Source organism: Armatimonadota bacterium (assembly GCA_036504095.1).
Taxonomy (GTDB): domain Bacteria; phylum Armatimonadota; class DTGP01; order JAKQQT01; family JAKQQT01; genus DASXUL01.
The window spans coordinates 123,396-136,971 of record DASXVS010000026.1; the positions used below are offsets into that span (position 1 = coordinate 123,396).

Genomic DNA, 13,576 nt, shown 5'->3' on the forward strand with positions numbered 1-13,576 from the left:
GGCCCCGAATTCTGAGGTATCGTGAATGGTTTCGACCGCAAAACAACCAACTACCGTATCGCCGGTCTCCGCGAGGACGCAAAGGCTTGGGCGCCGCTGGCTGCTGGAGGCGCTGGTCGCGGCGGGAGCGCTCATTTTCGTGCTTCCGGTCGCCATCATGCTGATCACGTCGCTGAAGCCCGACTCGGAGATCGTTCAGTTCACCGGCCTGCTGCCGAAGGCCGCGACGCTGGCCAATTTCCGGGAAGTGCTCGGCAACTCCGAGGAAATACCGATTTTCCGATGGTTCTTCAACAGCGTTTTCATCGCCGGCTCGGTGACGTTCCTGGTCCTGACGGTTTCGTCCTTTGCGGCGTATGCGCTCGCCCGGTTGGACCTGCCCGGCGGACGCACCGTATTCCTGATCATCGTGAGCACGCTCATGGTCCCAGGCCAGATACTGCTGGTGCCGGTTTACCTCATCTTGAACCACCTGGGCTGGCTGGACACGCCCGCCGCGCTGATCATCCCTGCCGGCGCGGGAGCTTTCGGTGTGTTCCTGCTCTATCAGTTCTTCCTGGGTATCCCGCGCGACCTCGAGGAAGCAGCCGCGCTCGATGGATGCTCCCGGGCAAGCATCCTGTGGCGGGTGGTGCTTCCTCTTTCCAGGCCGGCGCTCGCCACGCTCGGAATCTTTACTTTCGTCGGCGCGTGGAACGATTTCCTCGGCCCGATGGTCTTTCTGGATTCCGTGGACAAGTACACCCTGCCGGTCGGCATCGCCCTGTTTCAGAGCTCGTACTACGCGGAATACAGCCTCACGTTGGCCGCCAGCGTGATTTGCACCCTCCCCGTGCTGATCGCGTTCCTCCTCTTCCAGAAGAACATCATCGAGGGAATCGCGCTTACGGGCCTGAAGTGAGCGCGATGGTGATAGAATCCGGTTTGCCGGCGCGAAGAGTCATGGACCGCGTTCCCCTCACGGAAGGTGTGCGGATGTCGATGGTCTGATCGATCGCGGATTCCAGGTTGGCGGTCACGCTCTCCGAATTCCACATCAGCTCCCTGAGGGTCACCTGGCCTCGGCACAGGACTCCGGTGAGCCGCCCTGCCGGCATCTGCCGCGGTAGCGCCGGCAGCAGCGTCACTTCACCAGGCCAGGACTGAACCAGGGAGTGGATCAGCACGGCCGGCAACCCGCCGCTCAAGTCCGTGTTGAAGATGCTCCCCGGATCGTGGGACGTTGCCAGGTTCGGGAAGTAGTAATTCCGTGCGAGGCGGTCAACCACGAAGCCCACCGATTCGCTGTCACCGAGGCTGCCGGCCGCGAGGCCCAGCTGCACCAGGCCGAACGCCATGACTCCCCCACCCGGCTCCCTTCGACGCTCTGCGATGCGCAAGTCCAAGGCGCGCTGAAACGCCTTGCGCAACGGTGGGTTATCGCCTATCTCGGATGGCAGACCCCAGAACAGCGGATAGAGGTGCGAGCAATGGCGATGGGCATAGTTGTCGTCCAGGCCGGGCCATGTCCACTCCTTCACGGCGCCGTCCTTGTTGATCTGATACGCCGGTATCTTGTGAAGCATGCCATTCCATCGGTCGATGAGGTCCGGGTCGGCCCCCAATACCTTGCCGGCTGCGATGAGGTCGGTCAGAAGCCCCTTCAACGCAGCGATATCCATCGTTGCGTTGACGCACGCCTGCGACGGGCTGTTACCAGGGTTGTTCTCCGGCGAATACGATGGTGAGAACAGCCACTTGCCGTCATTGCCGGACACCAGGAAATCCTCGAAGAAGGCGGCAGCCTCCTTCATATAGGGGAAGGCGCGCTTGCGAAGGAAATCGCGGTCGCCCGTGTACAGGTAGTAATCGAAGTAGAACCGGGCGGCCCAGGCGGCGCCAACCGTCCAGAAGGTCATCGGCCACGTAGCGTCAAAGTGGTTCTGCAGGAAATGCGAACTCGTTCGGGAGGGAACGTAGAGCCCGCGCGCATTGTACAGACGTTTCGCGTTTTCGCGGCACTGGTCGAGATGGCTCTCGAGATATCCGAAGTAGCTCTTCAGACACTCCGGGAGGTTCCCGGATAGGAGGCTCGCGATGGCAGCCTGCACGTTTCCGTTCTGCGTATAGTCACCCGACCACGGAGGCGTCCACGTTCCCGACCACACGCCTTGCAGGTTTGGCGGCCAATCTCCGCAACTCGAAAGAATCGCGTAACGCCCTGCGTCCAAGGCCTTCTCCAGCATGGCCGGCGACAGTGCGTCTTCCCGTGAACGCCGGACCAGTTCTTCGGCGGCTAATCCCCGATCTATCCCTCCGCCAAGGTCCAGGTGCACCCTGTCAAACAGCCTGCCGTGAACCTTGCGATGGTCTGACAGGAGCCGATCGAAAGAAGCATCCAGGCGCGCGACGCCCTTTAGCGCCGATCCCGCGCTGTCCGGTTCAACCCTCAGAATGACCAGGACGCTGTCCGCTCCCTTCACGGCCAGTCGATTGCCCTCAACCGTGGAGTCGCCGGACGCGGCGATCACCTGCGCACCACACCCGTACTCACCGCCCGTGAGGGCGAACGTGCTCCGGTAGAACAACCACCCCTGTTCTGCCATGGCATGCACCTGCTTGATGCCATGCGCCCCCGCGTGTTGCTCAAAATAGAGTTCGGCGTCAACTCGCCCACGCGGCCCCTCGAGTAGCGTGACCACGGCGTTAGCCGGCCTCGAAACAAAAGTCCGGCGGGTGAACGTGCCGCGGTCATCCGTCCACCGCACCGTGGCGACGCCGGTCTCGAAGTCCAGTGATCGGACGTAGTCGCGCACTTCGCCGCTTGCCGCCATGCCGATTCGGAGGTCGCACGCGGGGATGAAAGGATCGGTCCAGCGCTTCCCGCCGTAGCCCTCCTTGTGGGACAGGTCAACAACGAAGTCCGAAGCCTTCTGATATTCGCCGTTCTTGAGCAATCGGCGGATCTCGGGCAAGTGTGCGCCGGTGTCCGGCGGCGGAAGCGGCTCGTGGATGGGCAGGAAGAGGCGCTCGTGCGACAGGATGATCGTCTCGTCGAGCGCCTGGCTCATCACGAGGGCGCCCATCTTCCCGTTGCCCGTGATAAGGGCTTCCTCCCAGATGGCTGCGGGGCGCACACTGATAAAACCACGTCCCGGGACGGGCAGCGTCGGTGTTGAAACGGATTCGGCGCTAGCCGCAAAAGGCACAGCCAGAAGGTCAGCCGATGCGGCCGCGGCGGCGGCAGACGCGGCCGCTTTCACAAAACTCCGCCGACTCATCGTGTGATCAGACAATTCCGATTGGCCTCCAGATTGCCGGCTAACGGGGCGAACTCATAACGGGAGTCGCTCTCCTCACCGCCCGACACCCATACAGACCGCCCGCCATTTTGCCGGGATGCGCCTGGAAGCGGACGTAGATTCCGTCGCGCCCCGTCGTGATCTCGGTTGGCAGTTCGTACGTCTTGTCGTAAAACACTCCGGGCCGGTTATTTTCGAGCACTTCGGCGGCGATCCTCTCGCTGCTGACGAGGATGTCGAATTCCCGATTGCCGCTGTCGCCTCCCCAATACGTACAGATGAGATCCATCGGGACCTTCGGATCTATCTTCAGTCCGAAAAGGAACCAGCCACCGTCGGTAGCGTGGCGCCATTTGCGGCCCATGAATTCACCGGTTTCGGTGTTGACCCCCTCGAACCGGTGATCGCGCTCGGACTGCATTTCCCCAACGCGTATCGAATCCGTGGTTCGCGCCTCGAGAGCGCGCGCCCGCGCCTGCTCCGCAAGGTATTCCTGTTGTTTGGCGTTCCACTGTCCCTCGGTGAACGAGTCCCAATAGACAACGTATGGCGTCTTGTACACCGCATAGAACGGGCGGAGCGTGAGCGGCTTCTTCGACGGTTCGCCCGCCACGCGAAATACCCGGCCGGATGCCGTAAACGTGAGCGGCTTGCCCGGCACGGGCTTGATGGCCGTGGTCGCGCTTGTGCTTCCCGCGACGATCACCGGCGGGGGCCCCGCCGGATTCTCGGCGGCGGCCAGTACGAGCGGTCCATAGAGGAGCGCAACGGTGTGCGCGTCATCACGCATCGGCTCTTCACGAAGGGTCATCGGCATTGAGATCTCAATCACATCGCCGGATTTCCAGACGCGCTTGATCGTTACGTAGCTTCCGGGCTTGCTGCGAAGCAATTCGCGCGCTCCATTCACCGTCACGGTGTAGGACTTGACGGCCCACAGGGGCCTTCGCAAATGAAGGGCAAGCTCGGTGGGTTTGCGGCAGGTTAGGGTCAGTCGCGTCGAGGGCTTGACCGGGTATTCCGTGTTCTGGCGAACGGTGACGCCCTTGTCCGTCCATCGAAGTTCCGATGCGATGAACAGGTTGACGTACAGATCGTTCGCCGCGCTTCGGAAATAGATGCTGTCGCCGTATTTGGCGTGGTTTTCCATGCCGGTGCCGGTGCAGCACCAGAAGGAGTCGAACGGCGTGTTGAATGCCTTCGGCACCCCCGTCTTGAGCGGCACGTAGTAGCACATCATCCCGTCATCCGGATCTTGCGACGCGAGGATATGGTTGTAGAGCGCCCGCTCGTAGTAGTCGGCATACTGGGGCAGCGGATTCCACGAGAACAAGTGCCGCGTCAATTTCAGCATGTTGTACGTGTTGCACGTTTCGGCTGTGGACGGCCCGATGTTTTTGGACATCGCCTCCTTCGGCGGGAAGTGCTCGTTGTTGCTGTTCCCGCCAATGACGTAGGACCGTTCCTTCGTGACCACGTCCCAGAAGAACGAGGCGATGGTATCGTACTTCTGTTCTCCTGTCAGTTCATACAGCCGGGCCGCACCAATGACCTTGGGAATCTGGGTGTTTGCGTGGAGGCCGGTGAGGCGATCCTCGCGGTTCGCCAGCGGATCCAGTACGGCCCTGTGGTAGAACTTGCGCGAGAGGTCGAGGTACTTCGGGTCGCCGGTCAAGGCATAAACGTCGGCCAACGAGTCGTTCATGCCGCCATGCTCGGCCGCAAGCATCTTCTGCCACTCGTCGTCCGATAGGCCCTTTGTAGTGTTCCACGCCCAGTCGGCCAGACGAACGAGCACTTGCTTAGCCTCATCGCTGCCGGTATACAGGTAAGCGTCGATGAGGCCGGCGAACGTCTTGTGTTCGTTGTACCACGGGACCCAGCTGCCGTTCAGATCGAAGCCCGCGGAAGAAATGGCACCCGCGGCAACCTTCGCAAAAATCTCTCTGGCGTTCGGCATGCCTCCGATGAACCCGTCGCCGCCGGCTTTCTGGCACGCGGCCAGTTCGCTCACGATGTACCGGACCCTCTCCTTGAAGCGGGTGTCGCCCGTGGAAGCGTACATCAGCGAGCAGGCAGAAAGATAGTGGCCAAGCGTGTGTCCTGAAATGCCCTGGCTTTCCCAGCCGCCGTAGGATTCGCCCTTTGGCTTCAACCCGGCGTTGACGCGAAATCGTGACAGAAGGCGATCCGGCTCGATGCGCAGGAGATAGGCGGCATCAAGGTCTTGAGCGTGCTTGAACGGCCCGGCGAGGAGCCGGACATCCGAGAGCTCAAACGAGTAAACCTGCGCGTGTACCTTGTTCGCTACTTCCATCTTCGTCTGGTGGTACACGGGCACGACGGCCTGCAGGCGCGGACAAAGGGTCCAAAGGCTCAGGCCGGCCACGAGCACGGCTGTTCGTTTCAACAACGTCTCCTTTGCGTAATCCATCGGCCGGCAAACGGGGCGCCGCTTCCCGGCCGTTGCCCCCTACGGTTTCCGGGTCGCGACCGGTTGTCCGTAATAGGCGCCCGGCCCGTGCTTTCGGAGGAAATGCTTGTCCAGCAGGACCTGTGGGATAGGCGGGCAGTTGGCCAACCGGTACGTATCCAGCGCCATCCCGGCGACAAAATCGAGCACAACGGCGTTTTCCAGCGCCTTGGCGGCCGTGCTGCCCCACGTGAACGGGCCGTGGTTCGCCACGAGGACACCTGGAACTTGTGTGGGATCAAGACCGCCATCCCGGAAACGCTCGATAATCACCGAACCGGTGTTGGCCTCGTACGCCTCCCGGATCTCCGCCTCATTGAGCGGGCGGGTGACCGGGATGGCGCCATAGAAGCTGTCCGCGTGGGTCGTCCCCAGGCAGGGAATCTCGACCCCTGCCTGGGCGAACGCGGTTGCATACCGCGAATGGGTGTGAACGACGCCGCCGAGCGCCGGGAATGCGCGACAGAGCGCCAGATGAGTCGGAGTGTCTGAGGACGGGCGTCCGTCGCCATCGACAACCGCGCCCGTCTCCAGATCCAGAACCACGATGTGTTCCGGACGGAGTTGTTTGTAATCAACTCCGCTCGGTTTGATCGCCAGAACGCCCTCGTTCCGATCCACGCCGCTTGCATTGCCCCACGTAAGGACCACGAGCCCAGCTTCAACCAGCCCCATATTCGCCGCATACACGGCTTCCCGGAGTTCGGCGTATTTCATCCGCGCGCCTCGTCGCGAAGCTGCAGGAGGTCCTTCATCACCGCGGACAGATCAGAGGTCCGCCCTTGGATTCCGAGCGCGTCGTGCATCTTCTGGTAGAGGCGGAACAGCCTCTCATACGTTGCCGCGCTGTCCGCATTCGGGGTAAAGGCGCGTTCCTGGATGCCGGTCATAGCATCCGCGGCATCATCGAAGGAATCAAATCCGCCCGCAGCTTTTCCGGCGACGACGGCCGCCGCCATGGCGGAACCAAGGGCGCACGTCTGATCGCTTCGAGATATCTGCATGGGCCGGTTCATGACGTCGGCATAGATCTGCATCACAAGCGTGTTCTTTGCCGCGATACCGCCCGCATTGACGATGCGATCCACCGTTACGCCATATTCCTCGAAGCGCTCCACAATCATCCGCGCTCCGAAGGCGGTTGCCTCGATGAGCGCCCGGTATATCTCGGCCGGTGTCGAGTGCAGCGTGAGGCCGAGGATCAGGCCGGTGAGGCGCTGATCGACCAGAACCGTCCGGTTGCCGTTATGCCAGTCCAGCGCCAGCAGTCCGGTCTCGCCCGGTTTGAGCTTGGAGGCGCCCAGAGTGAGCGCTTCATGGGAGCCTGCCTCCCTGCCGCCGGGCTGAATGACGTTGACGAACCAGTTGAAAATGTCCCCCACCGCCGACTGCCCCGCCTCTAGTCCGTACATGCCGGGCAGAATGGACTCCGGCACGATACCGCATAACCCGGGGATGTCCGGAAGGTCGCGATCCATTTTCGCGACCATCATGTCGCACGATGAGGTGCCGAGGATCTTTACCAAAGCCCCTGGCGTGATGCCGCAGCCGACGGCGCCGAGGTGAGCGTCAAATGCGCCGATGGCCACCGGTATGCCCGGCCTCAACCCCAAATCGGCCGCCCATCGCGGAGACAAGCCGCCCGCCGATTCCGCGACGGTAGCGGCGACGTTGGGCAGCGTCCTCCTCAGCGCCGCAAGGCGCGGATCCAGAGCGGCGAGGAACTCCTCGTCGGGGTAGCCTCCCCAGGCTGCGTTGAAGAAAGCCTTGTGCCCCGCCGCGCACGCGCAGCGTTTGATCTCGTCCGGGCTTTCGGTCCCGGTCAGAACGGCGGGAATCCAGTCCGCGATCTCCACCCAAGTCGCCGCGGCCTCCACGATCTCAGGGGCTACTCGCGCGCAATGGAGAATCTTGGACCAGTACCACTCCGACGAATAGCGGCCGCCGCATTTGGCGAGGTATTCGGGACGCATGACAGCAGCCAGCGCCGTTATCTCCTCCGCCTCGGCGTGAGCCGTGTGGTCCTTCCACAGCCAGGCAAGGGCCGGCAGTGAATCCGCGAATGCCGGCTGCGCCGCCAGGGGCTGTCCGTCAGCGTCCACGGGCAGCGGGGTGCTGCCCGTGGTGTCAACGCCGATCCCGATGACCTGCTCGGGGGAGAAGCCCGGAACCGCCCCCGCCTCTTTCAACACGGCACGCACCGTCTGACGGATTCCGTCCAGGTAATCCAGCGGGTGTTGGCGCGCAAGGTTCGGGTCCGCCGGGTCCAGCACAACTCCGGCCTCGCCGTGGGCGTACCCGTGAACGCTGGTCGCGATTTCACGGCCGGAGGAGACCTCCACCAACAGCGCCCGCACGGTGTTCGTCCCGAAATCCAGGCCTATGGTATATCTCGTATCGCTCATGTTCAGATCTTCCGTTCGTTGCGTATGAATTAGCTTCACGTATATGCGTTACGCCCACTCAGCGATAGAACCCTGGTAGGGTCGGCGTCCTCGCCGACCACCAGGCGCTTGGCTGGCGCTCCGCGCCGGTTGGCCGGCGTCCTCGCCGACCACCGGCCGCTAGGCCGGCGCTCCACGCCGGTAGGCTGGCGCTCCGCGCCGGTTGGCCGGCGCTTCGCGCCGGATGGCGGCGAGGACGCCGCCACTACCATTCCGGTCGGGAAATGTCGCTGCTTCACCTGAAGCTCAGCAAGTGGGATCAAGCTTCGTGACGATAGACGTCCCAGTCCATATAGGTGGTGAGCGCTTCCTCCACGGCATCCGCCACCTGGGCTTTGGTGGTGGCCACGTGATGTTCGAAGCCGTTGCGGCAGATGAACTGGAGGAGGTCCTGGAAGCGCGGAATGTGCACCACGCCGTATCCGCCAAAGGTCAGAAGCTTGTCATCGGTGAACGTTCCCTCACCCACGAACGCGCGGATCATCCCCATCGTATCGTCCGTTGAGACGCGGGCATAGGTGAACGGCCCTGGGGCAATCCGGCCAACAATCGTGCCGTACGTGTTGTCTTGGCCAACCGTTCCGGCGATGATCTCCTGGTAGTCCATATGGTGCTCGAGGAAGAATGACTTGGGCAGGTTGGAGCAGTGGAACAGAACCGCCTTGTCGGGGTCGTTGCCGTAGTTGTTGTTCCAGTCCAGAATCGCCGAAGCCCGGCCGGACGCGGACTGGAGCACATACATGCCAATGAGGCCGGCGATGTCCGTTTCGCACGCGCTGGGCATCAGGCTGTCGCTCATCATGCTCATGATCGTGCAGGGAACGACACCGTAGAACTCTTCCATCGCCGTCCAGCACTGGATGGCGGTCGCGGACAGGTCGTTTTCCTCAACGTATTTGTCGATCACCGCGCCGAGTTTGGCCATCTTGATCAGCGGCTCGTGGGCGACTCCCTCAACTGTTGTGTACTCGCGGATCGCATCCAGCTTGTTCGTTACGATGGGATCGGTATCCGACAGGTTCTTGATGCGTCCGAGGACCTCGGAAAGGTCAAGCGTCTCGACGGTGATGCCGCTCGCTTGCAGCAGCTTTTCGCTGTACCGGACCGTATTGAACGCCGCAGGCCGGGCGCCTATCGCGCCGATGCGCGCGTGCTTCAGGGCCTTCACCACGCGACAGGTTGCGGCGAAGGTCTGGAGGTCATGTGCAAATTCCTCGCTCGTCGGCGAAACCGTATGCGACTTGGTGAGCGAATACGGGATGCCATACTGGCGCAGGTTGTTGCAGCTGGACATCTTGCCGCAGAACGAATCGCGGCGATCCTTGATTGTCATGCGCGAGAAATCATCGGGCGTTGCCTGGACCAGGACAGGGACGTTCAGCTCCGCCCAGTGAATGCTATTGACGATGGTGCGCTCCTCGCCGAAGTTCGGCAGCGTGAGGATGATCCCGTCGATCTCGTCGCGATGCGCCCGAAACAGCTCGGCGCATTTTCGTGCGTCCGCCAGCGTCTCAACGGCTCCATAACTGCTGTCCTCGGGCGTGAGGGCGATTGCCTTGATACCCTGCTTCTCCAAAGTCGCCAGGATGTCCCGTCGGCCACCTTCACACAGGTGGGAGGGGAAGAAGCCGCGATTGCCTACGATAACTCCAAACGTTGCCATATCTTTCTCCTTGATAAATCCCTTACGATTGTCTCCGATATATTACTGAGGCTGCCGGGTGAACCCCTGTCAGGCCCTGCTGCCGATCTTCAGCACGGTTACAGAATGAGCCGGGAACGTGTACACGAAACTCGGGCTCTTCAACGATATTGATCTGCGGGTGGGCGCTACATTGGTCGGGTTCTCCAATGTGTTTTCATCCGCGGGCTTGCCCGTCAACGTCACTGCTTCGGCCGATGGCCCCACGTGCGAAATGCCTTTCAGATCGACCCGCGTGACGCTGGCGCTGCCGGAGGTGTTGACCACCTTCAGGACGATGTCCTTGCGATCACCCTTGATGCCTGCCACCGCGAACAGGGAGTTCATCCGGGGCAGTGCGGCGGAGATCGCGGGTTTGTTATCCACAAAACAGCGCACGTTTGAGCCTGTTACCTCGACGCGGATATCATACCACCGACCGGTTTCGATGGTGCCGGGCACCCGCTTGCCGGCCTCGATCTGGGCGCCATCAACGTTCACCTGGATCGCATGCTCCCGGTTATCCCAGCCGCCAAGGTTGACCTGAATCCAGTTGGCCGCGTCTTTGGCCCGCACCAGGATCAGGAAGCCTTCGTTTCCGCTGATTTTGCGCGCCTTCAGCGTCAGCGTATAGTCGGACCAGTTGGGGTCCCCAATCACGGAGCGGCGTTCGGTGCCCAGGTCCATCTGGCGGTAGGCCCCGTCCTGGATGGACCATTCGCCCCGCGCCGGCTTCCACCCGTCCGTCCCCTTACCGGCGTCCCACGCAAAGAGGCTCTTGCCGTTCCTGCTGACGCGGATATCCTTGAATTCCGCCTGGGTGCGCCAGGTGCCGACACCGACGGCGCCGGTCCGGGGCGCGCCAGTGGACTGCGCGCCGTTTTCCAGTGTCAGCGGCAGCACGGCGTCACCTTTGTAGTCCTGGAAAAGCTTTTGAACGTAGTACGACGGCGTCCCGTAGGCGCGGGAGCTGTCGAAGTTGATGAGGTCCGGGTTCCACTTCTTGTAGTTCACATTGGCGAACAGAGGAGCGTAAGAGGCCATTTCCACGATGTCCGAGTTGCGTTCCATGCCGGTCATGAACGCCGCTTCCCCCAAGGCTCCCGCAAGGCTGCCCTGGCCGTTTCCCTCGGTCACGGCGTACTCGCCCACATAGATCTTCGGGCCTTTGCGATCGTAAGTATCATACTTGTTCGCGTTGGCGATGAAGAACCCCGGGGCGCTGTAATAGTGCTCATCCACAATCTGCACAGGCCTGCTGGTTGGCAGTCCACCCCAGAGGTCGGCAATCAGGCGCACCTGCGGATATTTCGCCGTTATGGCGTCGTAGAACAGGGCATAACGCTCGTTGTACGAAGGACCGCCGTTCTCGTTTCCGATCTCCATGTACTTGAGGTTGAACGGGGCGGGGTGACCGGCAGCGGCGCGCCTTGCGCCCCAAGTGGAAGTCGCCGGCCCGTTGGCGTACTCGATGGCGTCGAGCGCATCCTGGACATATTCGCCCATCTGTTCCATCGGAACCACCCCGTGGTGGCTCATCCCTACGTTGATGACGAAGAGCGCGGAAGCGCCCAAGTCCTCGCACAACTGGAGGTATTCGTGGAATCCCAACCCGTTTCCGGACTGGTATTGCCACAGGTTATACTGGGTGCGCCGGTCGGCGACATCGCCGATCGTCTGCTTCCATCGCTGCGAGGTGGCCATCGTGTCGCCTTCGACCCAGCACCCACCGGGGAAGCGCATGAATGACGGCTTGAGATCGGCCAGTTTGCCCGCAAGGTCCGGCCGCATGCCGTTGGCCCTCTGCTTGAACGTATCCTTCGGGAAGAGCGACACATTATCCAGCAGGACCGTCCCAGTGCTGTTCACACTTAACACGAGGCGGGCTTTGGGGCTTGCGGCGGAGGCGGCGAGCGTCGTTCCGTAGCGCGCCCACCCCCCGCCGGCCGGCTGGATTTGCCCGGTTGCCAGGACAGCGCCATCCGGCGCCTCGAGGCGGGCCGTGATCGTGCCGGTGAAATCAGCTTGCGCTTTCGCGGCCAACGAGAGGCTGTAACTCGCGCCGGCGCGGACATCCATGCCCCAGTATCCCTCGTTGATGATGCCGAAACTGCCGGACGACAGCGAATCCACCTTGATTTGCAGCGCATGCTTGTTGAACGTCGTGGCCTCCGGCCTGCTTACCACGGTGGCGGTTCCAACGGCGTCGCCGGTCTTGACGACAGACCAGGGCTCGATGGTATCAGATTCTTCAAACGATCCGTTGCTGACGAGTTCGGCGTACAGGCCGCCGTCCCCGGCGTGGTTGATCTCCTCGAAGAAGATGCCCCACAGGCTTGGGCTTACCTGATGCCCGGGCTTGTCGACGTTCACGGTAAGCGAGGCGGTCGGGCCCGTTGAGGCTGGCCGAGGCGCGGCTGTTGCTGAAAAGGTTGCGCCAAGGAGACCGGCGCCAACCAGCGAACTCAATGCGTGCAAGAAGTTCAAGGCTTTCTCCCCGAAAGGCGAGCGAAAACACTCGCAGGTCACACACGATAGATAGATTGCGGCCGGGCCTCCGCGCCGCCCTTTACCGCCATTATACATTGCGCCATGGACTAATGTTGAATAGTATTCGTCATCCGCGATTCGCTCGCGCACGCCGACGCTTGTTCGCCACTTGCCGGCAGGCTCCCGCCGCGGTATCATGGAGGCGATGCCCGAATGCATTCCAGACTCGCCCAAAGATAGGTCAGCAGACCGATGAATACCCGAACCCTGAACCTTCACGATGAACGAGACGCCGATGTGTTTCGCGCCCTTGCGTCCGACGTGCGGGTCCGGATCCTCGACCTCCTCGGCCGCGAACCGATGAATATCAACGCGCTGGGCCAGGCGCTGGGCCTTTCCGCCCCGACCGTGACACACCACATCCACTCACTGGAGCAGGCTGACCTCGTGGTGACGGAATACGCCCAGGGCACCCAAGGCACACAGAAGATTTGCAACGCCCGTTACGGCAGCCTGGTGGTTTCCCTCGAAGAAGCGCTGCCTCCCAAGGAACAGGTCGAACAGATTGAGCTCCCGGTCGGCCTTTACACGAATGTCCAGCCCCAGGGCACGTGCGGACTGGCCAATTTGGAGCGAATCATCGGGTTCTACGACGACCCACAGTCTTTCCTCCTGCCGGACCGCCCCAGCGCGCACATCCTGTGGATGGCGGAAGGGAGCGTCGAATACGTCTTCCCGAACAGACTGCCGACTTCCGTAACCATCGACCGGCTTGAGCTGTCCATGGAAATGTGCTCCGAAGCGCCGGAATGCAACAACGACTACCCATCCGACATCACACTTTGGATCAACGACGTCGAAGTCGGAACGTGGACATCGCCCGGAGACCTCGGCGACCGCCGAGGCCGCCTTTTCCCGCCGTGGTGGCCGGCACGCATCGCCCAGTATGGCATCCTCACCCATTGGACCGTGAGCCACGGCGGCTCCTATCTCAATGGCGAGCGGGTCTCGGACGTAGCGCTTGAACAGGCTCAGATATCGCCTAGACGGCCCATCTCGGTCCGCATCGGAGTGAAGCCGGACGCTGCAAACGTCGGCGGGTTCAATCTGCTGGGGCGCGGCATCGGCGACCACGACCAGGGTCTTCTGATGCGCCTTTTCTACGCACAGAACCCGGACACCTTGCGCTCGAGCATCGAGTCGTAGG

At 62.0% G+C, this 13,576-nt stretch carries 9 protein-coding genes; 2 read left to right on the forward strand and 7 right to left on the reverse strand.

The genetic code is table 11. The annotated features are described in order from the left end of the window. The first annotated feature begins 25 nt into the window (after positions 1 to 25). Complete coding sequence (locus tag VGM51_05740; protein ID HEY3412549.1) at positions 26 to 901, forward strand: carbohydrate ABC transporter permease; 876 nt, start codon at positions 26 to 28, stop codon at positions 899 to 901. Here the strand turns inward: VGM51_05740 and VGM51_05745 are convergent. From VGM51_05745 to VGM51_05775, 7 genes are all read right to left on the reverse strand, one after another. After that, positions 885 to 3,275 (reverse strand): glycoside hydrolase N-terminal domain-containing protein, encoded by a 2,391-nt coding sequence (locus tag VGM51_05745; GenBank protein HEY3412550.1) that lies wholly within the window; start codon positions 3,273 to 3,275, stop codon positions 885 to 887. The genes VGM51_05740 and VGM51_05745 overlap by 17 nt on opposite strands. Before the next feature lie 25 nt (positions 3,276 to 3,300). Then, positions 3,301 to 5,691 (reverse strand): beta-L-arabinofuranosidase domain-containing protein, encoded by a 2,391-nt coding sequence (locus VGM51_05750; protein HEY3412551.1) that lies wholly within the window; start codon positions 5,689 to 5,691, stop codon positions 3,301 to 3,303. A gap of 63 nt (positions 5,692 to 5,754) precedes the next feature. Continuing rightward, positions 5,755 to 6,471 carry an L-ribulose-5-phosphate 4-epimerase AraD gene (araD, locus tag VGM51_05755; protein HEY3412552.1) on the reverse strand — a complete coding sequence of 239 codons (717 nt, stop codon included), beginning with the start codon at positions 6,469 to 6,471 and terminating at the stop codon, positions 5,755 to 5,757. Then, complete coding sequence (locus tag VGM51_05760) at positions 6,468 to 8,159, reverse strand: ribulokinase (protein ID HEY3412553.1); 1,692 nt, start codon at positions 8,157 to 8,159, stop codon at positions 6,468 to 6,470. Before VGM51_05760 ends, araD begins: the two co-directional genes overlap by 4 nt. Before the next feature lie 35 nt (positions 8,160 to 8,194). Then, positions 8,195 to 8,437 carry a hypothetical protein gene (locus VGM51_05765; GenBank protein ID HEY3412554.1) on the reverse strand — a complete coding sequence of 81 codons (243 nt, stop codon included), beginning with the start codon at positions 8,435 to 8,437 and terminating at the stop codon, positions 8,195 to 8,197. 20 nt (positions 8,438 to 8,457) lie between these two features. After that, entirely contained in the window at positions 8,458 to 9,861 is a 1,404-nt protein-coding gene (locus VGM51_05770) for an L-fucose/L-arabinose isomerase family protein (GenBank protein HEY3412555.1), read from the reverse strand. 69 nt (positions 9,862 to 9,930) lie between these two features. After that, the gene (locus VGM51_05775; GenBank protein HEY3412556.1) at positions 9,931 to 12,366 is read right to left on the reverse strand and encodes an alpha-L-arabinofuranosidase C-terminal domain-containing protein; all 2,436 of its coding nucleotides are present in this window, start codon (positions 12,364 to 12,366) and stop codon (positions 9,931 to 9,933) included. Positions 12,367 to 12,621: 255 nt separating this feature from the next. Here VGM51_05775 and VGM51_05780 point away from each other — a divergent pair, with 255 nt between their 5' ends. After that, the gene (locus VGM51_05780) at positions 12,622 to 13,575 is read left to right on the forward strand and encodes a helix-turn-helix domain-containing protein (protein HEY3412557.1); all 954 of its coding nucleotides are present in this window, start codon (positions 12,622 to 12,624) and stop codon (positions 13,573 to 13,575) included. Position 13,576: the final 1 nt, after the last annotated feature.

What these genes read in the sequence shown, in the direction of transcription:
- VGM51_05740 (HEY3412549.1), top strand. Translation starts at nt 26, where the DNA reads ATGGTTTCGACCGCAAAACAACCAACTACCGTATCGCCGGTCTCCGCG.
- VGM51_05780 (HEY3412557.1), top strand. Translation starts at nt 12,622, where the DNA reads ATGAATACCCGAACCCTGAACCTTCACGATGAACGAGACGCCGATGTG.
- VGM51_05760 (HEY3412553.1), bottom strand. Translation starts at nt 8,159, where the DNA reads ATGAGCGATACGAGATATACCATAGGCCTGGATTTCGGGACGAACACC.
- VGM51_05770 (HEY3412555.1), bottom strand. Translation starts at nt 9,861, where the DNA reads ATGGCAACGTTTGGAGTTATCGTAGGCAATCGCGGCTTCTTCCCCTCC.
- araD (HEY3412552.1), bottom strand. Translation starts at nt 6,471, where the DNA reads ATGAAATACGCCGAACTCCGGGAAGCCGTGTATGCGGCGAATATGGGG.